The sequence below is a fragment of the Streptosporangium fragile genome (assembly GCF_039534445.1).
Taxonomy (GTDB): Bacteria; Actinomycetota; Actinomycetes; order Streptosporangiales; family Streptosporangiaceae; genus Streptosporangium; species Streptosporangium fragile.
The window spans coordinates 209,702-229,170 of sequence record NZ_BAAAVI010000002.1 but is presented as its reverse complement, the minus strand read 5'-3'; the positions used below and the strand labels follow the sequence as shown (position 1 = coordinate 229,170).

At 72.2% G+C, this 19,469-nt stretch carries 19 protein-coding genes; 7 read left to right on the top strand and 12 right to left on the bottom strand.

Annotated features, from left to right (window positions below; genetic code table 11):
• Positions 1–37 precede the first annotated feature (37 nt).
• Genes ABD841_RS02735 through ABD841_RS02710 form a run of 6 tightly spaced genes read right to left on the bottom strand, consistent with a single transcriptional unit; the run spans position 38 to position 6,009 of the window.
• Complete coding sequence (locus ABD841_RS02735) at positions 38–892, bottom strand: glycosyltransferase (protein ID WP_344967441.1); 855 nt, start codon at positions 890–892, stop codon at positions 38–40.
• Complete coding sequence (locus ABD841_RS02730; RefSeq protein WP_344967439.1) at positions 889–2,097, bottom strand: glycosyltransferase family 2 protein; 1,209 nt, start codon at positions 2,095–2,097, stop codon at positions 889–891. Before ABD841_RS02730 ends, ABD841_RS02735 begins: the two co-directional genes overlap by 4 nt.
• Complete coding sequence (locus tag ABD841_RS02725) at positions 2,079–3,239, bottom strand: glycoside hydrolase family 99-like domain-containing protein (protein WP_344967437.1); 1,161 nt, start codon at positions 3,237–3,239, stop codon at positions 2,079–2,081. The genes ABD841_RS02730 and ABD841_RS02725 overlap by 19 nt, the downstream gene beginning before the upstream one ends.
• Entirely contained in the window at positions 3,236–4,234 is a 999-nt protein-coding gene (locus ABD841_RS02720) for a glycosyltransferase (RefSeq protein ID WP_344967435.1), read from the bottom strand. The genes ABD841_RS02725 and ABD841_RS02720 overlap by 4 nt, the downstream gene beginning before the upstream one ends.
• 12 nt (positions 4,235–4,246) lie before the next feature.
• Positions 4,247–5,089 carry a glycosyltransferase family protein gene (locus tag ABD841_RS02715; protein WP_344967433.1) on the bottom strand — a complete coding sequence of 281 codons (843 nt, stop codon included), beginning with the start codon at positions 5,087–5,089 and terminating at the stop codon, positions 4,247–4,249.
• Positions 5,086–6,009 carry a methyltransferase gene (locus ABD841_RS02710; RefSeq protein ID WP_344967431.1) on the bottom strand — a complete coding sequence of 308 codons (924 nt, stop codon included), beginning with the start codon at positions 6,007–6,009 and terminating at the stop codon, positions 5,086–5,088. The genes ABD841_RS02715 and ABD841_RS02710 overlap by 4 nt, the downstream gene beginning before the upstream one ends.
• Positions 6,010–6,333: 324 nt before the next feature.
• On the opposite strand from ABD841_RS02710, the gene ABD841_RS02705 reads away from it, so the two are divergent.
• Positions 6,334–7,461, top strand: coding sequence for a methyltransferase (locus ABD841_RS02705; protein WP_344967429.1), 1,128 nt, complete (start codon positions 6,334–6,336; stop codon positions 7,459–7,461).
• Positions 7,462–7,506: 45 nt separating this feature from the next.
• Here ABD841_RS02705 and ABD841_RS02700 read toward each other — a convergent pair whose 3' ends face one another.
• On the bottom strand, positions 7,507–8,679 hold the full coding sequence (locus tag ABD841_RS02700) for a twitch domain-containing radical SAM protein (RefSeq protein WP_344967427.1): 1,173 nt from the start codon (positions 8,677–8,679) through the stop codon (positions 7,507–7,509).
• Between the two features lie 104 nt (positions 8,680–8,783).
• Here ABD841_RS02700 and ABD841_RS02695 point away from each other — a divergent pair, with 104 nt between their 5' ends.
• Complete coding sequence (locus ABD841_RS02695) at positions 8,784–9,806, top strand: radical SAM protein (RefSeq protein WP_344967425.1); 1,023 nt, start codon at positions 8,784–8,786, stop codon at positions 9,804–9,806.
• Positions 9,807–9,818: 12 nt separating this feature from the next.
• Here ABD841_RS02695 and ABD841_RS02690 read toward each other — a convergent pair whose 3' ends face one another.
• Genes ABD841_RS02690 through ABD841_RS02675 form a run of 4 tightly spaced genes read right to left on the bottom strand, consistent with a single transcriptional unit; the run spans position 9,819 to position 13,120 of the window.
• Positions 9,819–10,484, bottom strand: a complete 666-nt coding sequence (locus ABD841_RS02690; RefSeq protein WP_344967423.1) for a phytanoyl-CoA dioxygenase family protein — start codon at positions 10,482–10,484, stop codon at positions 9,819–9,821.
• Positions 10,468–11,478 (bottom strand): glycosyltransferase, encoded by a 1,011-nt coding sequence (locus ABD841_RS02685; protein WP_344967421.1) that lies wholly within the window; start codon positions 11,476–11,478, stop codon positions 10,468–10,470. The genes ABD841_RS02690 and ABD841_RS02685 overlap by 17 nt, the downstream gene beginning before the upstream one ends.
• Positions 11,475–12,530 (bottom strand): NAD-dependent epimerase/dehydratase family protein, encoded by a 1,056-nt coding sequence (locus ABD841_RS02680; protein ID WP_344967419.1) that lies wholly within the window; start codon positions 12,528–12,530, stop codon positions 11,475–11,477. Before ABD841_RS02680 ends, ABD841_RS02685 begins: the two co-directional genes overlap by 4 nt.
• Positions 12,527–13,120 (bottom strand): LmbU family transcriptional regulator, encoded by a 594-nt coding sequence (locus tag ABD841_RS02675; protein WP_425581936.1) that lies wholly within the window; start codon positions 13,118–13,120, stop codon positions 12,527–12,529. The genes ABD841_RS02680 and ABD841_RS02675 overlap by 4 nt, the downstream gene beginning before the upstream one ends.
• A 479-nt stretch (positions 13,121–13,599) precedes the next feature.
• On the opposite strand from ABD841_RS02675, the gene fabI reads away from it, so the two are divergent.
• The 4 genes from fabI to ABD841_RS02655 all read left to right on the top strand — a co-directional run bounded on the left by fabI (position 13,600) and on the right by ABD841_RS02655 (position 17,824).
• Entirely contained in the window at positions 13,600–14,376 is a 777-nt protein-coding gene (gene fabI, locus ABD841_RS02670) for an enoyl-ACP reductase FabI (protein WP_344967415.1), read from the top strand.
• A 28-nt stretch (positions 14,377–14,404) separates the two neighbouring features.
• The gene (locus tag ABD841_RS02665) at positions 14,405–14,656 is read left to right on the top strand and encodes an acyl carrier protein (protein ID WP_344967413.1); all 252 of its coding nucleotides are present in this window, start codon (positions 14,405–14,407) and stop codon (positions 14,654–14,656) included.
• Positions 14,657–14,759: 103 nt separating this feature from the next.
• Positions 14,760–16,454, top strand: a complete 1,695-nt coding sequence (locus tag ABD841_RS02660) for a thiamine pyrophosphate-binding protein (RefSeq protein ID WP_344967411.1) — start codon at positions 14,760–14,762, stop codon at positions 16,452–16,454.
• Positions 16,451–17,824 (top strand): class I adenylate-forming enzyme family protein, encoded by a 1,374-nt coding sequence (locus ABD841_RS02655; RefSeq protein WP_344967409.1) that lies wholly within the window; start codon positions 16,451–16,453, stop codon positions 17,822–17,824. Before ABD841_RS02660 ends, ABD841_RS02655 begins: the two co-directional genes overlap by 4 nt.
• Positions 17,825–17,827: 3 nt before the next feature.
• Here ABD841_RS02655 and ABD841_RS02650 read toward each other — a convergent pair whose 3' ends face one another.
• Entirely contained in the window at positions 17,828–18,397 is a 570-nt protein-coding gene (locus tag ABD841_RS02650; protein WP_344967407.1) for an acyltransferase, read from the bottom strand.
• A 177-nt stretch (positions 18,398–18,574) separates the two neighbouring features.
• Between ABD841_RS02650 and ABD841_RS02645 the strand changes: the two genes are divergently transcribed.
• Positions 18,575–19,456 carry a thioesterase domain-containing protein gene (locus ABD841_RS02645; RefSeq protein WP_344967405.1) on the top strand — a complete coding sequence of 294 codons (882 nt, stop codon included), beginning with the start codon at positions 18,575–18,577 and terminating at the stop codon, positions 19,454–19,456.
• Positions 19,457–19,469 lie beyond the last annotated feature (13 nt).

Genomic DNA, 19,469 nt, shown 5'->3' with positions numbered 1-19,469 from the left:
CCCCGCGCCCCACGGGGGCGGGGCGTGCGCGTCCCGGTCAGGACCGGCCGTTCCCCAGCGTCTCGTGGGCGATGCCCGCCACGACGGCGCCCGCGTACCAGACGGCCAGCAGGAGGGCGCGCGGCGACCCGCCCCCGGTGCGGTAGCGCCGCCACTCCTTGCGCAGGCCGGCGCGGGCCTGGCCGCGCCGCGCCTCGCTGCGGCCCTGCCAGTAGGCGCGCCGGGCCAGGTACCGCACGGACAACCGCGCGGGGTGCACGTCGTGGATCACCTCGACGTCGGGCAGAACGGTCTCCCGCGCGCCGTGCTCCTTCATCCGGGCGATGAAGCTGGTGTCGTCGCCCGATTCCAGCCGCCGTCCCGTCCGCCCCAGCCTCAGGTCGAAGGTGAGGCCGTGGCACGTGGCGAAGGCCGCGTCCACCCCCATGCAGGCGCCCCAGATCTTGACCGGCTCCCCGGGGGCGTGCCAGCCGAGCAGGTGCATCTGGCCGGTGGTCATGAACCCGGGGAGCCTCGTCCGCTCCGGCGGCGGCGACAGCCGTGTCCCCACGACCTCCGCGCCGTCCCGGAAGGCGTCCCTGACGGCGTCGAGAGCGTCGCGGTCGAGCAGCGCGTCGTCGTCCAGGAACAGGATCCGCCGGTCGGGATGGACCGCCAGCACGTGGTTCCGCGCGGTCGACAGGCCCATGCGTCTCCCCTGCACGTGGACCGTGCCGCCGGCGGCGGTGATCTCCTCCCCGATCCGGCGGATCTCCTCCGTCCCGGCGCAGTCCATGACCACCAGGTAGTCGTCCTCGTCGAGCTGGGCGATGTTGTGCTTCCACCTCCGGCGCACGTCCTCGACCCGTCCCGAGCACACCGCCACCACGAGCCGGTCGGCCCGGCCCTTCACGCGGCCGCCCTCTCCACCAGCGCGTCCAGCCGGGGCCCGCCGCCGGGCCCGGCCACCTCGATCCTGCCGCCCACCCGGACGGCCTCGCGGAGCATCGTCTCCACCAGCGGCGGCCACCCGGGCGAGGGCGGCCAGTCGAACGCCAGCAGGGCCGGGGACACGACGGCCACGTCGGCGCTGCGGTCCGCGAGCGGGGTCCGGAGCCCGTAAGCGGTCACCACGCCCGGGTGCGGGGACCGCACCACCCCGGGCGGCAGGACGAACACGTCGCCCGGCTCCGGCCGGTCGGGCGGGGCGAAGCCGAACAGCACCCGCCGCCCGGCGCCGCCCGGCCGCGGCGGAGGCGCCGCCAGCCGGCGCGCGGCCTCCCGCCAGGTGCGCTCCACCCGGCTCAGGCACTCGGCGTACTCCCAGAAGTCACAGCGGTCCCACAGCTCCAGTTCCGGTGCGCCGCCGTGCCGGGTGTAGGCGCGCAGCCAGTTGCGCCGGGACGTCTCCATCCGGCTGGCGAGCGACGCCCGGGGGTGCGGGTAGTGCAGCGCCCACGCATCGGGGGCGTACACCTGCCGCAGTCCCGACCGCGACAGCCGGAAGGCCAGTTCCAGATCGTCCCAGCCCCAGCCGGACATCCCGGTGTCGAAGCCCCCCGCGGCCAGGAAGTCGCGGCGCGGCACGGACAGGTTCGCCCCCCACATCAGCAACCACGGCGCGCCGCCGTCCGGGTCAAACCGCGGCGCCCGCGGGTCCGCCAGGGACTCCGGCCATTCCGGTGCGGGCCGCTCGGGCATCCTCGCCGCGTCGACCGTCGCCCAGAACGGGTCGGTCTCGTCCTCGCTGTCCCAGCCGAGCACGGCCCCGGCGACACAGGAGGCGGGGGCGAGGCGGTGCGCGGCCAGATGGGCGCCGGCGAAACCCGGGGAGCACAGGACGCCGCTGTCCACGAAGACGACCAGGTCCCCCCGCGCCGCCTCCGCTCCCGCGTTCTTGGGCTCGGCGATCGACTCGCCGCGGAACTCCAGGGAGACGACCCGCAGCGGCAGGCGCGCGGCGTACTCCTCCAGGAGCTCGGCGGTGCCGTCGCGCGAACCGTGGTCGACGACGACCACCTCGCACTCCGGCGCGCCCCGCCCGGCCTCGATCGAGGTGAGGGTGCGGTCGAGCAGCGCGCGCCGATCGCGGGTCGCGATCACGATGCTGAGATCCACGCTTCCTCCCAGGCCGCGGCCAGCGCCCGCAGGGCGGCCGGTCCGTGTTCCTCGTCGGGCTCCAGATAGGCGCCCTCGGTCCATTCGTTCCAGGCGTTGACGAAGACCAGCGCCGGCTCGGGCCGGTGAGCGTGCAGGAAGTCGGTCGCCACCCGCAGCGCCGCGGGCGCCAGCTCGGGGATCGGGTCGGTCAGGATCGGGCGGGCGCTGTAGTGGCCGACGCGCCGCTCGCCGCGGGCGCGGACACGCGGCGAACAGTCCCGCCCGACGGTGACCGAGGGCAGGTAGGGGACGGTGGCGAGCCGGGCCAGCCGGTCCATCGAGGCGGCGACGGCGGCCAGCCGGTCCGCCCGCGGCGTCGGCACCACGAGACTGCCCCGGTGGCTCGGCAGGTCGAGGTGGGGCTCCTTGCCCGGCGGGTTCTCGGTGTAACCGAGCGCGAGATAGTCCGAGCAGCTGTCGAAGAGGGCCAGCGCGTCCAGGTCGCGCAGATAGGACAGCGAGCACGCGTGCAGGTGCACCCCGGGCAGCCCCGCCCCGCGGACCGCCTCCCGGACGTAGGCGCAGAACCACGCGAGCGCCTCCGGCGATCCGGTGCCGTCGATGAACGCCTGCGGGCTGTACAGGGAGAAGAACACGCTCCCGTCGGGCAGCCGGTAGTGGCCGGGGTGGCTCCAGACGGTGGCGCACCAGCGGTCGACCATCGCCGCGAGCCGCTCGCGGCGGTAGTCCACCTCCAGGTAGACGCGCCCCTCCGTGTCCTCCGGCTCCGGGTAGGCCCAGTAGCGGCGGTGGTTGGCCCACATCATGGCCGGACGGGCCACGCCCGGCCCCGCCGCGTCCAGGGCCGCCTCCAGGACCCTGCCGCCGGGGCTGGCGCCGCCGTACTCGTAGGTGATCACCAGCATCCCGTCGATGCCGTGTGCGCCCGCCACGTCCAGCTTGCGCCCCATGACGTCGCGGTCGGACTCGTCCTCGTACCCCCAGGAGGGCCGCCGGGGCTGGGAGTGGCCGGGGAAGAACGGGCGGGCCCGCCGTACCAGGTCCCACTCCGACCAGCCGGGTTCGAGGCCCGGGTAGAGCACCGGGTCATAGTGGAACCCCGGGAAGTAGTAGGCCAGCAACTGCGGTGGAGTGATCAACGACGGCTCCTTCGCGTCGGCGCGCGCAGCGGCCCGCCCGCCCCGCGCGCCGCCAGCACGGCGCGCTCGCGGCGGACGCGGACGATCGTGGGGATCCCGCGCAGCAGCCAGCCCAGCGCGTGGCACAGGTCTCCCAGTCCCGCCCGGAACGTCGGTGCCGGGGCGGGACCGCGGCGCAGCAGGTCGAGCCAGACCCACGTGACGGTGAGCCGCAGCGCCTCGCCGCGAGGCCACCCGGGGTCGGTGAACAGATGGTAGTACTTGTTCCTGATCATCCGGCGGCGCCGGTAGAGCGAGTGCGCGGTGCCTCCGCCGCCCTTGTGCCGCAGGTGGAGGTCGAGCAGGAGCGCGACGCGCCAGCCCGCCCAGCGCACCCGCCGGCACAGATCGACCTCCTCGTAGTAGGTGCCGTACACCTCGTCGAACAGTCCCACCCGCCGCAACACCTCGGCTCGGACGAAGAACGCCGCGCCCTGCACGTAGGCGTGCTCCAGAGTGCGGTCCGCGCGCCCCTCGGCCGGCCCGGCGCCGGACGGATGGTCGGGCCAGGTGTGCACGAAGACGTGCGCCTCCCCCGCCTCCAGCGCCATCACCGACCAGTCGTTCGGCTCGGGCTCCTCGTAGCGGTGCTGCATCGGGCCCACCACGCCGTACTGGGGGTGGCGCTCCATGAAGGCGGTGAGGTCCCGGACGAGGTTCGGGGGCGTCATGGTGTCGGGGTTGAGCAGGAAGACGTAGTCGGCGCCCAGCGCGAGGGCGTGGCGGATCCCGAGGTTGTTGGCGTCGGAGAACTCGCCGCGGTGCCCGCGCGCGATGATGTGGACGTCGGGGAAGCGCGTTCTGACCAGGTCCACGCTGCCGTCCGTCGAGGCGTTGTCCACGTAGACGGCGTCGATCCGGAGCCCGTCGAAGTCACCGGCCAGAAGGGTGGAGTAACAGGCGTCGAGCCACCCGGCCTCGTTGGTGCCGACAGTGATCACCGCGATCCTGGTCATGACGGCAGCCCTTCACCAGTTCGCCGGCCAGCAGGTGTGCACCTGCCGGACGGCCTCGGCCCAATGGGGATAGTCGGCGAAGGAGTCTCCGCAGGGGTGGAACATGAACAGGGGCTCGGAGACGTCGATCCGGCCGCCGTGCGCGGCCAGATGGTCGAGGAAGCGCAGAACCTCGCCCACCACCGTGGGGAACACCAGCTTCCACTCGCCGGACTGGAACTTGTCCTTGCGCCGGCGCATGCGCGAGACGACCGAGTCGTTCCATTTGAAGTGGTGGACCTGGGCGTACACCTCGCGGTGGGGTACGGCACGGCCGTTCAGCGCCCGGTGGTGGCCGTGCTCCAGCCGGATCCCGCCGCGTGCCGCGGTGACCTTGGTGGGGGTCGCGCCGAGCAGGGGGAACGACAGCATCCCCGCCAGGGGGAACTGCTCCCACAGCGGGCCGGGGAGCACCTCGGGGAAGCTCCCGTCCCGGCCGAGCCGGTCCAGGTAGCACCCCTCCACCAGGTCGTAGCCCTCCCGCTCGCACCAGGCCAGCAGGTCGGGCAGCGGCCGGTCGTAGAGCTGGAACTCGTCGAGGTCCGCGACGACGAACCAGTCGTCGCGCCGCTCGTCCATGGCCTCCTGGATGAGCCGGGAGTTCAAGTCCTCGTCCCAGGGGCCCACATGGGTCCGGGCGAGCTTCAGGCCCGCCTCCTCGACGATCTCCGCGGTGCGCTCGTAGACCTCGCTGCCGGCGCTCTCGGCGTGCCGGACGAGGTGGAACGACTCGATTCCGAGGCCGCGATAGTGCTCGATCATCTGCGGCACGACGGTGACGTCGCCGCCGAGAACCGAGACCAGGTGGACGGTCATGACACTCGGATCCGGGCGAGCACGGTGCCCGAGGTCTCGTCGCGCACCTGGTAGCCCCCCGGCCGCAGCGCCATCCGGGGCAGTTCCGTGGCCGACTCCGTCCCGAGCTCGCCGAACGGCAGCCAGAACTGGTCCTGCCCCGCGTCGTCCGTCAACCTCGGACGCACGGGCCGGCCGGTCAGGTTGACCAGGCGCAGTGCCCAGGGCCCGCGCGGGTCGAGGTCGAGAAGCTGCCCCCCGCCCGGGCCGAGCTTCAGGTCGGCCGGGCGCACCCCGGGGTCGAAGACCAGGCCGGGCAGCGCCTTCCGGCTCCACAGGTAGTAGAAGCCGGGGCCCGCCTGTCCGCCGCCGTACCAGAGGGTCGAGGTGTGCGTGAGGCCGCCGTCCTCGATCATCTGCAGGAAGTCCTCGGGCGCGCTGCCCTCGCTGTTCTCCTGGACGAGCACGGATCCGCCCGGTGTGAGGAACCCGCCGACTCCGCCGTAGAAGTCCCGGTGCACCCGCCATCCGGGGTCGTCGGTGATGATGCTCGGCACGTCCCCGACCGGTTCGCGGAAGTGCGGCGGATTGGCCACCACGAGATCCCAGCGTTCCGTCGGGGGAATTGCACCGAGGCCGTCGGAAAGGTATACGGTGACCTTTTCCGCGAGACCGTTCATCCGTATGGTCTCGTGAATCGCGTCGATCGCACGCGGGTTCACATCGATCAGGACCAGATGTTCACAGCAGTCGTGGGCGAGCAGCGAAAAACCTATGTAGGCAGGTCCCGCACAGAACTCCGCAAGGCGGCCGACCTTGCCGAACAGGTGTCGCACCAGCGGGACGTAGTCCTGCCCGAAACCTCTGCCACCCCCGTCGAGTTCGGGCGACCAGGCCAGCTTTATACCATTGAATTCGCTGACCAAATAATCGTCTGCCATGGGCCGAATGGTAGCGAGATTCAATAGCGAAATGAAGGGTCCGGCCACCGGGCCGCTGTCCCGCTGGCGGGACAGCGGGCCGATCCCGGCGATTTTCAAATGAGCCCGTGTCCCCCGCCTCGCCGCGCCGCCCGCCCCCTGCCCGGACACCGGCCCGTGATCGCCGCCCCGCCACGCCGCCCGGCCCGCGTCCCCACGCCTCACCACCCGCCACCCGCCGTCCGCCGTCCGCCGTCCGCCACCCTGCCCGGGCGCCGGCCCGTGATCGCCGCCCCGCCGAGTCCCGGGTGAGATGATGGGCGCGTGAGGTTCATGGCCCGATGCGTGCGCGGACTCGAGTGGGTCGCCGCCGACGAGATCGCCACCGTGCTCAGCCCCTCCCGCATCCGGATGCGGCCCCGTGAGATCCGGTTCGATCTGCCGGAGCCGCACCCCGCCCTTCTCACCCTGCGGACCGTGGACGACGTCTTCGTCGAGGTGGGACGCCTCGACGGGGTGGGGCACACCAAGGACGTCCCGCCGGTGCTCGCCGAGCGGGTGATCGGCCTCGGCTGGGCCGGGGCCGTGGACGGCCTGCGGCGGCTGCGCGCCCTACCGGCGAGGCCCCTCTTCGACGTGGTCGTCAGCCTCGAGGGCCGCCGCAACTTCAACCGGTTCACCCTTGAGGACGCGGTCGGCGAGGTGCTGGCGCCCCGGCTGCGCGGCCGGTTCGTCTCCCGGACGCAGGACGGCAGCCGCGCCGCCGAGACCGATGTGACGGTCAGGCTCCTGGTGCAGGGCCAGGGCGCCACGGTGGCCGTGCGGCTGGCCGACCGCCCCCTGCACCGCCGCGCGTACAAGCAGAGCGCCGGGCGGGGGTCGCTGCATCCGCCGCTGGCCGCCGCGCTGGTCCGCATGTCGGTGACCGGGGACGGCCCGGTCGTCGTCGCCGACCCGTTCTGCGGTGACGGGACGATCCCGATCGAGACGCTGCTCGCCCACCCGGAGGCCCGGGTGGTGGCGTCCGACCTCGACCCCGCCCGGCTGGCCAACGCCCGCGCCAACGCCCGGTGGGCGAAGGCCGAGTTCGGGCTGGTCCGCGCGGACGCGGGCCGGCCGCCGTGGGGCCGGGGCCGGGTCGACGTGGTCATCAGCAACCCGCCGTGGAATGTGACCGTGGAGGCGGGCGGCTCGCTCGCCGGTTCGCTGGAGCGCTTCTGGTCCACGCTGCGGGAGAGCGCGGGGAGCCGGGTCTGCCTGGTCGCCGATGCCGCCCTGGACGCGCCGGGGCGGCTGCGCGCCGCCGGCCTCACCCTCTTCCCGCACGTGCAACGCGTCCGCGTCGCCGGGCGGATCTCCGACATCGTGCTCGCGGCCCCGGGGGCGGTCGCACCGGAGCTGCCCCCCGGGCTCGCCGGGTGGCTCGACCGCGCCCTGGGAACGGGCGTCGTCGGCGCGGACGACTCGTTCTGAGCGGGGCCTCCGGAAACGGCTGGGCCCCGGATCCGCCGGCTGCCGCTAGCCGGCCTGCGCCCGTACGAAGGACGCGAGCATCGTCAGGTGTTCGGCGGCGGTCTCCAGCGCGCGGCCCCGGCAGTCCTCGATGAGCTTCTCCAGGTAGCGTTCCACCTCGGCCTTGCGGTCCGGGGGCAGGTTCCGCACCGACAGTTCCGCGGGCCAGTGGACGAAGTTGGTCAGATCGACCTCCAGCCCTTCGGCTGCCGCGAAGTCGACGATCTCCCGCAGGTGCATGACGTTGTCCCGCTGCGGGGCCACCGCCAGGAAGACCGACACGTGCCGCTTGACTTCCCGCACGTTACGCACGAACACCTCCCAGCGCGCCCCGGTGCGGATCCGCTCGAAGACCGCCCCGACGCCGTCGCACGAGGCGCCGATGCTGACCGACTTGAACCGGGCGAGCTGCTCGAACACGCCCTCGGGCAGCACGGTCAGGTTGGAGTTGTAGACGAGGTCGACTCCGGGCGCCGCGCCCGTCTCGATCAGCAGGTCGAGCATCTTGAAGTGGCCGGGCTGCAGGAACGGCTCTCCGCCGGCGAAGTAGACCCGGCGCAGCCCCCGCGCGTGCTCCCGCAGGACTCCCCAGAGCTCGTCGTCGTCGCGGTACGGGTCGATGCTGGCGTGCGCCCAGGCCGGGCGCCTCTCGGTTCCCCAGCGTGAGCTCACCGGATAGCCGCACATGACGCACTGCAGGTTGCAGGTGTTGCCGAAGCGGATGTCCAGGAAGAGCGGGAACCCGTCCAGCGAGCCGTCCGCCGCCGTCCCGGCGACCAGCGCCGGCAGGTCGATCATCTCGCCGAAGATGCGGTTGACCTTCTGCCGGTAGGACTCCCCGCCGCCGGCCTCCCGCTCGTAGCAGTACGTGCACGCCTTGACCCGCTCACCGGCGAGCATCGCCAGCCTGGTGCGGCGCATGTTCGGGCTGTTGAACGCCTCTTCCAACCCGAACGTGCGCTCGGGGTTCGCGGGCGCGAAACGGGATCGGGGAAGCGCGCCGACCGCACCCGGCTTGAGCCGGAACTCCGGCTCCTCCTCTTGCGAGTACAAATCATCGTGATACATGGTGTCGTCGACGCAACAACGGCCCCAGACTCCGTCGACCGAGCCGCACATATGCACCCACGGCAGCGCGCAGAACGCCGGGCTTTCCAGGGGGGAGCCGTGCTCGGTCATATTCCGTCACCCCTTCAAAATATTTCACTACCCATCACGTAAAGATTGGCATAATGCCCGGGAAGAGCAAGCGACGAACACCGGTGAAGGTGAGTGACCTCCGGATGGACGAACTGCTGCGGCCGATCGGCGACATCAAGTCCCTGCACGTCATCCTGACGCTGCGCTGCAACTACCGCTGCGCCTTCTGCTTCCAGCCCAATTTCCGAGACGACCTGCCCGAGCACATCTGGCGGGAAAAGCTCACCCCCCTCTACCCGGGTTTGGAGAACGTCGTCCTGCACGGCGGCGAGCCGACGCTGGTACCGGCGTTCCGCGAGTTCTGCGAATTGATTAACGGCCGGAACGACCGGGTCAGGTTCAGCCTTTTCACCAACGGTTACAAGTTCGACGGGTACTGGGCGGCGCTGATGGCCGGGCGCGGGCGGTTCGTCAATTTCTCGCTCAACGCCTGCACTCCGGAGACCTACGCCAGGGTGAACCGCCGGGACCACTACCACGCGGTCCTGGACAACGTCCGCCGTTTCCGGGCGCTGGCCGGGGACGTCGCCGTCGACTTCAGCTTCGTCATCACCGCGGAGAACCTGCACGAGGTTCCCGGGTTCCTCCGGCTCGCCGCCGACCACGGCGTGGACCGGGTGCGGTACTTCTTCGACCTGGACCTGCTCCCCCCCGACCGTGACGAGATCCGGCGCACGCTCGACGCCACGGCCGAGATCCGGCGGGAACTGCCCGACCTGGAGGTGTGGGGGCTGGAGGTCTTCGAGGGGCGTGTCTTCGGCACCCCGGTGGCGTCCCGCCACCTGGAGTCCCACGGCTGCCGCCGGACCTTCGACAACCTCTACGTCGGGGTCAACGGCGACGCCTCGTTCTGCAACTTCCTGGGCTGGTCGCCGATCGGCAACCTCAACGACTCCAGCCTGGAGGAGATCTGGAACTCGCCCGGGGCCCTGGCCCAGCGGCGGGCCCAGGACCGCGGCGAATGGGAGTTCTGCACCAACGCCTACTGCGGGCCGACCGAGGAGCACCCGGTGATCGGAGCGAGGCGGGACACCGCCGCGCGAACGGCCGACGACCGGGTGCTGGTCCCGGTCGAGGCGCTGCTGTCCCGCCCGGACGACCGGTGACCCGGCACGGGCTCAGGCGGCGAACTCCGTGATCACGCTGCGGCGGACGAGTTCGCCGTCGTTGGGGCCCGAGCCGTGCACCAGGCGCACGTCGTGCACCAGGACATCGCCGGGGGCGGCGGGCACCCGGACCGTCGGGCCCCGGTCGCGGACGGCGATCGGGGCGGCGTCGTCGGGCAGCAGGTGCGAGGCCGGCACCAGTTCGAAGCAGCCGTTCTCGGCGCGTGACTCGTCGAGGTAGACGCTCAGGTTGAGCGCCGCCGCCGGTGGGACGTTCACCCGGTCACGGTGCCAGGGGACCTCCGCCACCCCCGCCGATTTGACGATCATGGCGCAGACGGTCGGCCGCGCCCGCTCGCCGATGAACTTCGCCGCCAGGTCCCGCTGGAGCTCGCCGCCGAACAGCTCGGCGATCCCGGGTGTCCCCTGTTTCTCCAGGTTGTGGATCCGGTAGAGCATGGGCGTCGCCCGCCCGGGGACGTCGTAGGTCCAGTAGTCCTCCGCCCGCTCCCCCCGCTCGGTGAAGCGTGCGATCAGCTCGTCGGCCTCCGCGCGCAGCAGCTTCAGCACGTCCTCGGTGATGAAGGACGGCAGGATGGTGAAGCCCTGCGCGCGGAACTCCTCGACCTTCTCCTCCATCGGAACCTCCCGCATCGTCTTCTCAGCTCCAGCTCTCACCGTCGCGGATCCGCCGGTACACCTCGGTGTACCGGCGGGCGACCCCGACGTGGTCCCAGCGGGCGAGCGCGCGCCGCCGCACCCGGTCCGCCGACGGCAGCGCCGCCAGCCGGGACTCCGCGTAGCCGGGCTCGAACCGCTCGCCGTACGGAACCAGCGTCCCCACCCCCGGCACGATCTCCGGCAGGCAGCCGTTCGCCGTGGCGATCACCGGGGTGCCGCTCACCGCGGCCTCCGACACCACCGTGGCGCCCGGCTCGCACCACAGGTCCCCCCAGGGGCCGGTCACCGGCTGCGAGAGCACCAGGACCGCGGCCGCGTCGGAGATCAGTTCCACCCGCTCGGCGCCGCCCACCTCGCCCACCAGTTCCGCGCCCGGCGAGTTCCTGCGGATCGCGGTGGCGTACTCCTCCTCCCAGGCCGGCCCGGCGAGCACCGCGGGTACTCCCGCGGCCCGCGCGAAGGCGGCGGCCTCCAGCGCCCCCTTGTGCGCCGAAATCCGCCCCAGGAACAGCAGGTAGTCCTTCTTGTCCCTGCGGAAGCGGTAGCGATCGGGGTTCACCGGCAGCCGGATCACCGGGGCGGCGGCGCCCGCCCGTGCGGCGGCGCGCTGCGCGCCCGAGACGTACACGCAGTTGAGGCCGATCTCGGGCGCCCCGGTCAGGTGGTGAGTGGAGCAGTACGCCGCTCCGGGCGGCAGGTCCCGGGGCGTGATCCGGCCGTTACTGTGATCGTGGACGATGTCGACCCGGTTGCCCCGCAGCCAGCGGCGCATCTCGGCTGGTTCGGCCGCGTCGACGACGCGCAGGTCCGGGTGCCCGGCGTGGCTTCCGGGCGCGCCGAGCAGGTGCACTTCGTGCCCCAGGGCGAGCAGCCCGTCGACGAGGTGGCTGACCACCCACTGGATGCCGCCGTACCCCTGGGGCGGGACGGTGATCCACCGGGTGGGATCGCCCGGGACGCGCAACGGCACGTTGACGACCGCGATCCTCATGGGGAGCTCCCGGCCGCGGCGAGACGGGCGAGCAGCGCGTCGTCGAACCGGAAGTCGGGCTCGGCCCGCCCGCCCGCGGCACGCCGTTCGGCATGGGCTCCGAAGAGAGCCGCGGTGCCCGCGCCGATCGAGGGCGCCGTCCAGCCCAGGACCTCGCCCGCCCGGGTGCAGTCGAGCCGGAAGCCGGGCTCGTCGCCGAAGGGGAAGGCCCCGGGGGGCGCCGTCCCGGCCTCGGCCGGGACGAGGACCTCTCCGGCCAGTTCACGCGGGTAGACGATGATCCGCGGGTCGGCCCCGGCCGCCCGGACGCACTCCTCGGCCAGTTCGCCGCAGCTGAGCACGTCGCGGTCGGCGATGTTGAGGACCAGGGGATCGTCCCCGGTCCGCCCCGCCGCGCGGACGCAGGCGTCGACGAGCCCGTCGACCGAGGTCAGGTGGATGCGCCGGTCGACGTGCGAGTCGGGGATGAGGACGGGACGCCCGGCCGCGATCCGGTCGAAGAAGTAGTCGTGCCGGTACCGATCGTCGTAGCGGCCGTAGATCCCGCAAGGACGCAGGACCGTGCCCGGTATCCGGTCCTGGCCCAGCAGGGTCGTCTCGCACGCGCGTTTGGCGCCCGCGTAGTGGACGACGATGTCGCCGTCGCCGAAGTAGCCCGCGACGGTGCCGTCGTCCTCGGCGATCGGCACCGGATCCTCGTCGTGGTGGCCGGGGGCGGGATCCCACAGGTGCGTGTAGACCACGCAGGTGCTGATCAGGAGGTAGTGGCCGGTCGTGTCGGGAAGCGCCTCCAGGACGGTGGCCACCTCCTGCGGGCGGTAGGCGGAGACGTCGAACACCGCGTCATAGGCGCGTCCGGACAGCAGCGAGCGGACGCGCCCGTGATCGGCACGGTCGGCCCTCAGCTGTCCCACACCCGCCGGAAGCGCCTCCGGGGGCATGGTGACACCGCGGTTCAGCACGTCCACCGCGCAACCGAGCGCGACGAGCCGTTCGAGCAGGTGTCGTCCCACGAACCTGGTCCCGCCCAGGACGAGTACCCGCTCGGTCACCCACTCACATCCGCCCGGTCCGGCACCCGGGCGCCGTCGGCGGGGCCGGGCGGCGAGGCGACGGCCGCCTCGTCCAGCACGAGGGCCATCCACTCGACGAGCGAACACTGGGCGGCGTCGGCGGCCTGCTGCCAGCGCCGCTCGCGTTCGGAGGGAACGGTGAGGGTGACGGTGACCTTCGCGGGGACGTCCACGCCGACTTCCGGGCGCCGGCTCGCCCGGATCTCGTTGCGCAGCCTGTTGCGCGACCACTTCAGCCGCTCGGCGCGTTCGAGCCAGACGTCCTGCTCCTCCTCGGGGAGCGACGCCACTTCGGCGTGGTGCTGAAAGCTGAGCCTGTCCCTTCTGCGGTGGAACGGAAATCTCCGCGCCACCCAGGCGTAGTTGCGAAGGGTCTGATAATCCAGCAGGGTTTCCTCGATGGCCCTCTTGTAGCGGTCGGGGAACAGCCTCTCTCCGTGCAGCAGCCAGTCGGCCTTCCACCAGGCGGAGGAGTCCGCGATGAGCCCGATCTGCTCGCCCACCCGCCGCCAGGACTCGAAAGTCATCTCCTTCGGCAGGTGGAGCGCCGCTCTGCGTGGCTGAGCCACTTCGTCGAGACCGAGGCCGCTGCCCGGCCGGCCCGTTCCCCCGGGCGCGTGGACATTCACCGGTCCGGCGCTGCCGCGTTTCGCCCTGGGACTCTTAGTCGGAACATCGGCAACACTTTGCTCTAGGACTCTTAGCTGAGACATCGACAACCACGCGCCCCCTCCGTCGGCCCCCTCGAACATCTGGGATGGGCGCTAATTACCGCCCTGGCTGGGTCGATTCTTATCAAGATCCCCGGCTTGTGCAACCCGTGTTCTCGTTAGACTGTTCCAAACGGGATCGCAGTATCCGGAAAACCTCGGCGGACTGTGCGAATGCATTGAGAAGATCCCGCGCGGATACCCGTGTCAAGACTCGCCGCGGCAGGGCGAGTCACCCGGACGGGATCGCTGTAATGATCACTCACCGCAGAACTCCGGCCGCCTGTCGAAACGGCGGGTTCAGGCGGCCGTCACATTCTTCCGGCAAAGGACATCTATTGGGACTTCTGTCTGGTAAAACGCTTCTCATCACCGGGGTGCTCACCAACGCGTCCATCGCCTTCCACGTCGCCCGGGTCGCCCAGGAGCAGGGCGCCGAGGTGGTGCTGACCGCCTACCCCCGGCTGAGCCTCGTCCAGCGGCTGGCCAAGCGGCTTCCCCGGCTCGCGCCGGTGATCGAACTCGACGTCACCGACGCCGGGCAGCTCGCCTCCCTCGCCGAGCGGGTGGGCGAGCACACCGGGCACCTCGACGGCGTGCTGCACTCGATCGGCTTCGCGCCGCCCGCCGCCCTCGGCGGCGGATTCCTCACCGCCCCGTGGCCGGACGTCGCGACGACGTTCCACGCCTCCACGTACTCCCTGCAGGCGCTCGCCCGCGCGACGATGCCGCTGCTCTCCGACTCCGGCGGCTCCATCGTCGGACTCGACTTCGACGCGTCGGCGGCCTGGCCCGAATACGACTGGATGGGTGTGGCCAAAGCCGGACTGGAATCCTGCACCCGATACCTCGCCGCCTATCTCGGAGCGCAGGGAATCCGGGTCAATCTGGTGGCCGCCGGTCCGCTCCGCACAATGGCGGCCAGGAACATATCGCAACAGGGCGAAGGCACCGAGGAATTCGACAGGCTGTGGCACCGCCGCGCGCCGCTCGGCTGGGACAGCGGAAACGCGGAACCGGTGGCACGGGCCTGCGTGGCGCTTTTCTCGGACTGGTTCCCCGCGACGACCGGTGAGATATTGCACGTCGACGGGGGGGCACATGCCGTCGGCTGAAGAACGAACCGGACCGGAGGAGCCGCCATTGACCACTGAATGGGATGCGAAATTCGAGGACGCGGTGCGCAGGGTGGTTTCGGACCTGCCGCCGGGAGAACCGCTCCGCCCGGACACGGATCTGCGTGACCATGGGCTGGACTCGCTTCTCACGGTCACGCTCATCGTCGAACTCGAAAACGCCTACGAGGTGAGGTTTCCCGACGAGGCGCTGGTCCCCGAGACCTGCCGGACGCCCGGCGTCCTGTGGAAGACCGTCGCCACCCTGATCCGGACGTGATCCCGGCCGGGACGAGCCGCTCCCGCCGCTCGTGTCCCGCTGGCGGGACACGAGCGGCGGGTGAGCGAGGCGTGGCGCATTCCGTAACCACGATGGAGGAACGATGACCACCCCCCGGAGGGATCCCGCCGCCGTCTGGCGCCTTGTCGCGTCCGCGCTCGGCGAAGCGGGATGCGGCCTGGTGACGGGCGTGCCGACCGACGAACCCGGGCTGCTGGACGCGGCCCGCGTCGTCCCCGGCCTGACCGCCGTACCCGTGCGTGACCAGCGCGCCGGGGCGTGCATGGCCGCGGGCCACGCGCTGGTGTCGGGCCGTCCCGCGGTGCTCGCCGTCTCCTCGGGCCCCCCGCTTCCCAACGCGCTGACCGGGCTGCTGGAGGCGGCGGCGCTCTGCGCGCCCCTCGTCGTGGTGACCACCCGGATCCCCCGGGCCGGACTGGACCGCGGCGGGTTCCAGCAGGTCGACCAGCGGGCCGTGACCGCGGCGGTGGCCAAGTCGCACATCGTCGCCGAGGACATGGAGCAGCTCGCCTGGGCCCTGCGCCACTCGGTGCACCAGGCCGTCAACGGCGTGCCCGGCGTCGCGGTCGTGGAGGTCACCGACGAACTCCTGGGTGACGCCCCGCCCGGGACTCCGTTCCGCGGCGGGCCGGTCCGGCGGCTGCGTTCCGTGCCCGCCGAGGACGAGCTCGACCGGGCGCTGCGGGTCCTGGCGGAAGCCCGGTCCCCGGTGATCGTCGCAGGGGGCGGCGGCAAGGCGGCCGGCGCGGGTCCCGCCGTACGGCGCCTCGCGGAGACCTGGGGGGCGGCGGTGTTCGCCACCGCGGCCGGGCGCGGCCTGATCGACGAGGAGCACCCGGCGTACTGCGGGCTCGCCGGCCTGTACGCCACGGCTCCGGCGCACAGCCTGCTCGAGGCCGCCGACGTGGTGCTGGCGCTCGGCACCCGGCTGGAGGAGACCGTCCGGATGGGATGGGAGTCCCTGGCCACCGCGCGCCTGGTCCACGTCGATGTGGACGCCGCCTCGCTCGACCGGGGCGTATGGCCCGAGGTCGCGCTCGTCGGGGACGCCGCGTTGACCGCCGGGCTGCTCGCCGCCGGTCTCGACGGGTCCGGGGCGCGCACGAGGACCCGGGAGTGGTCGGACCGGATCGCGGCGGTCAGGGCGGCGCAGCACGAGGACGCCGGCCCCGGCTCGATGGCGCGGGTGGCCCTGCGCGCCGTCCGCGCGCAGTTCGGCCGGGACATCGTGCTCGTCCAGGAGAACGGACTGCACGACATGTGGAGCTACCACTATCCGCTCCTGTCCCTCTCCGAACGTAGCCGGGTCGTCACTCCGGGCGAGCAGACGATGATGGGGTTCGGCGTGGCGGCGGCCGTGGGCGCGGCGATCGCCGAGCCGTCGTCGCCGACCGTGGTGGTCTGCGGTGACGGCGCGCTGACGCTGAGCCTCAACGCGCTGCCGACGATCGCCGAGCAGGGCTGCGGCATCACGTTCCTCGTGTTCGAGAACGGCGGTTTCGGCTGGCCGCGTTTCCTCCGGGGGCAGGAGGGGGTCGACGACGGCCTCACCCGGTTCGCCGCCACCGCCGCCCCGCCCTACGACGACGTGGTGCGCTCCCTCGGCGGCTGGACGGCCAGGCCGCGGGACGCGCAGGAGGTGGAGGCGGCGGTCAAGGAGGCGGCGGGGCGCACCGCCGGGCGCGGGCTCGCGCTGATCGCCGTCCCCGTCCAGGACCGGGACGTGCCTCCGGGGGTACGCAGGGTCTTCGGCGAGCCCGCCGGGGTGAACCGGTGAGCGGCGGGCCCGGTGGTCTCACCGTCGACGGCGAGGCCCTGTCGAGGGGACGGCTGGAGTCCCTGGTCCGCGACGTCACAGGGGAGCTGAGGGGAACCGGCGCCGGGCCGGGTCGCGGGGTCGCCCTGCTCGACACGCATCCGCTGTCACTGATCATCACCGTGCTGGCGGCCGAACGGCTGGGCGCCCCGCTGCTGCCCGGCGCCCCGGAGTGGCGGACGCCCGCCGTCACACGCGCCGTCGTGGCGACCGTTCACCCGTCCGGGTCCGGACGGCCCGCCGTGACGGCGGCCGCGCCCGGCCCGCAGCCGCCCTTCCCCGACGAGACCAGGGCCGTCTTCTGGACCTCGGGCAGCACCGGCGAGCCGAAGGCGGTGGCGCTGGACGGCGGAGCGCTGGACTACCAGGCCGGTGCGACCCGGGCCCGGCTGGAACTGGAGCCGGGTGACCGGTTGCTGGTGCCGATCCCGCTCAACCACGCCTACGGGTTCAGCGTCCTGCAGATGTGGGCGCGTTACGGACTGGATCTGCACGTGCAGTCGCGCCCCGGGCTGGGCCCCGTCGTGATGGCGCTCAAGGCGACGCCGTTCGCGTCCCTGGACGGTGTGCCCTCGCTGTACGGGGCCCTGCTCCTGGCGGCGCGCCGCGACCCGGAGCTGAGGGCCGCACTCGCCGGTCCGAAGGTCCGCGGCTGCGGCGGGGACCTGCTCCCCCACCGGCTGGCCGAGGACTTCCTGTCGGCTGTCGGCGGGCCGCTGCACGACGGCTACGGGCTGACCGAGGCGGGCCCCAACGTCGCGCTGACCGGCCCGTCCCACTGGCGGCCCGGAACCGTCGGCCCGCCGCTGGACGGCACCCGTCTCCGCCTCGACGAGCAGACCGGTGAGGTGCTGGTGCACGGGCCGGGGCTCATGGCCGGTTATCTCGACGACCCGGACGCGACCGCGCGGGCCGTGACCGGCGGCTGGCTGCGCACCGGTGACCTGGGCAGGCTGTCCCCCGACGGCTATCTCACCGTGCTCGGCCGCCTCAAAAGCGCCATCGTCGTGCACGGTGTCACCTACCCTCCCAAGCTTGTCGAGGACGCCCTGTACGACTGCGAAGGCGTGGCGGAGGCGGTCGCGGTGGGGATCCCGTCCGGGGACCCCAGGGGCGACTCGGTGGCGGCCTTCGTGCTCGTGGACCCCTCGGCCACGGCGCCGACGGAGGACACGCTGCTCGCGGCGGTGCGCGGTTCCCTGCCCGAACCGCTGCGGCCGGCCTCGATCCGGCTGATGGACGCGCTGCCGCGCACCGCCTCCGGCAAGGCCGACCGGCGGGCGCTGCGCGAGCTCGCCAGTGAGGCGCCCGCCGGGGTCTCCGGGGGGTGAGGCTCAGATCCACTCCTCGACCTCGCCCACCACCTTCGCCGGGGAGCCCGCGACGAGCGCGCCCGCCGGCACGTCCCGGTTGACCAGCGACCCGGCCGCCACCACCGCGCCGTCACCGATCGTGACGCCCTTGTGGATCCGCACGTCGCCGCCGACCAGCACCCGGTCGCCGATGACGATGGGGGCGCACAGTCCCGACCACTCCCCCGCGCGGCGGACGATGTGTCCGTCGTTGTCCATGATGGACACCCGCCAGGAGATCATCGTGTCCGCGCCGATCGTCACCGACGTCGTGCAGAGCAGTTCGCTGTCTCGGTTGATCATGCTGCCCGCGCCGATCCGGACCTCGGCGTCCTGGGCGATCGACAACTGCACCCCCGACTTGCAGAAGACGTCGCCTCCGGTCACCAGCGTCGCCCCGGCGCCGAGGAACACGGTGGTCCGGCGGGTGGCGATCACCCGCTCGCCGAACGGATCCCCCTGCGGCGCGCATCCCCCCAGGAACAGCCGTCCGCCGAGCGCCAGCCTCGCGGACGGGTGCAGGCGGATCCGGGTGCCCCGCTCCACCAGCACACGCGAACCCGCGGAATTGACACCCAATCTGCCACGCGCCGACAGCAGGAGATTGCGCACCCGCATCATTCCCCCACCCTTTCAAAACTGGCGGAACCAGGACCGGATACCTATCATCACGTTCGACCGTCCCGAATTCGCAGAACAATCTGAATTCCGTTCCACAAGGGGGTCCCGTTGATTCTCGGAACGAGTGCCGGCGCTGTCGGGATCGTGCATGTCGGCGGGCCGGAGGACCCGGACGTCCCGCCCTTTTTCTTTTTCGCCGACCCGCGGTTCACGGCCACCGCGGCCGCCGGTTTCCCGCGTGCCTTCCTCTCGGTCGAACCCGCCGAGCTGAACGCCGCCGTCGCGGCCGGCCCCTCGGTCGGCCAGGCCGCCGCGCTCTACGGCCGGGCCATCCTCGACCGGCAGCCCGAGGGGCCGTTCCATCTGGGCGGCTTCTGCGTGACCGGCCTGCTGGCCATCGAGGTGGGGCACTGGCTCCTCGACCGGGGGCACGACGTGGACTTCCTGGTCCTGGTGGACACCCTGCACCCGGCGGTGTGCCCTCCGTACACACCCGATCTGAAACTCACGCTCGGCGGGCAACTGCTCCGGGACCCCCGGGTCGGCGAGGCCGCCGACCGGCTGGAGGAACGGCGCCGGCGGGGTCCGCTGCCGAACGCCGACATCGTCCGGGAACTGCGTCCGGTGATCGCAGCCGCGAGCCACCATCTCCTCGACGTCGAGGAGGATTTCCTGGAGGACGACGAGCGGGAGGAAATCACCGACCGGTTCACCGCGTATCTTTACCAGGCCCTCACGAGCTGGAGTTACGAAGGACGCCCGTACCACGGCGAGCTCACTTTCATCGCCAATCGGACCGGATTCACGCCCGACGGGCTCGGCGGCGACGGACTCGCCGTTTCCGAAGAGCTGTGGAGAGAACAGGCGGCCGGTGGCTTCGTCCACATCAGCGTGGACAACGACGACCAGGAGTGCCCGCACATGACCATGCTGGAAAGCGCCACGGTCCCCGGTTATCTCCGGAGCCGCCTGGCCCCCGGCGCGGCGTGACCCGTTTTTCCGA

Excerpts from the sequence above, each read along its gene's own strand:
- ABD841_RS02710 (WP_344967431.1), bottom strand. The coding sequence starts at position 6,009 with ATGGCAGACGATTATTTGGTCAGCGAATTCAATGGTATAAAGCTGGCC.
- ABD841_RS02700 (WP_344967427.1), bottom strand. The coding sequence starts at position 8,679 with ATGACCGAGCACGGCTCCCCCCTGGAAAGCCCGGCGTTCTGCGCGCTG.
- ABD841_RS02695 (WP_344967425.1), top strand. The coding sequence starts at position 8,784 with ATGGACGAACTGCTGCGGCCGATCGGCGACATCAAGTCCCTGCACGTC.
- ABD841_RS02715 (WP_344967433.1), bottom strand. The coding sequence starts at position 5,089 with ATGACCGTCCACCTGGTCTCGGTTCTCGGCGGCGACGTCACCGTCGTG.
- ABD841_RS02685 (WP_344967421.1), bottom strand. The coding sequence starts at position 11,478 with ATGAGGATCGCGGTCGTCAACGTGCCGTTGCGCGTCCCGGGCGATCCC.
- ABD841_RS02660 (WP_344967411.1), top strand. The coding sequence starts at position 14,760 with ATGACCACCCCCCGGAGGGATCCCGCCGCCGTCTGGCGCCTTGTCGCG.
- ABD841_RS02720 (WP_344967435.1), bottom strand. The coding sequence starts at position 4,234 with ATGACCAGGATCGCGGTGATCACTGTCGGCACCAACGAGGCCGGGTGG.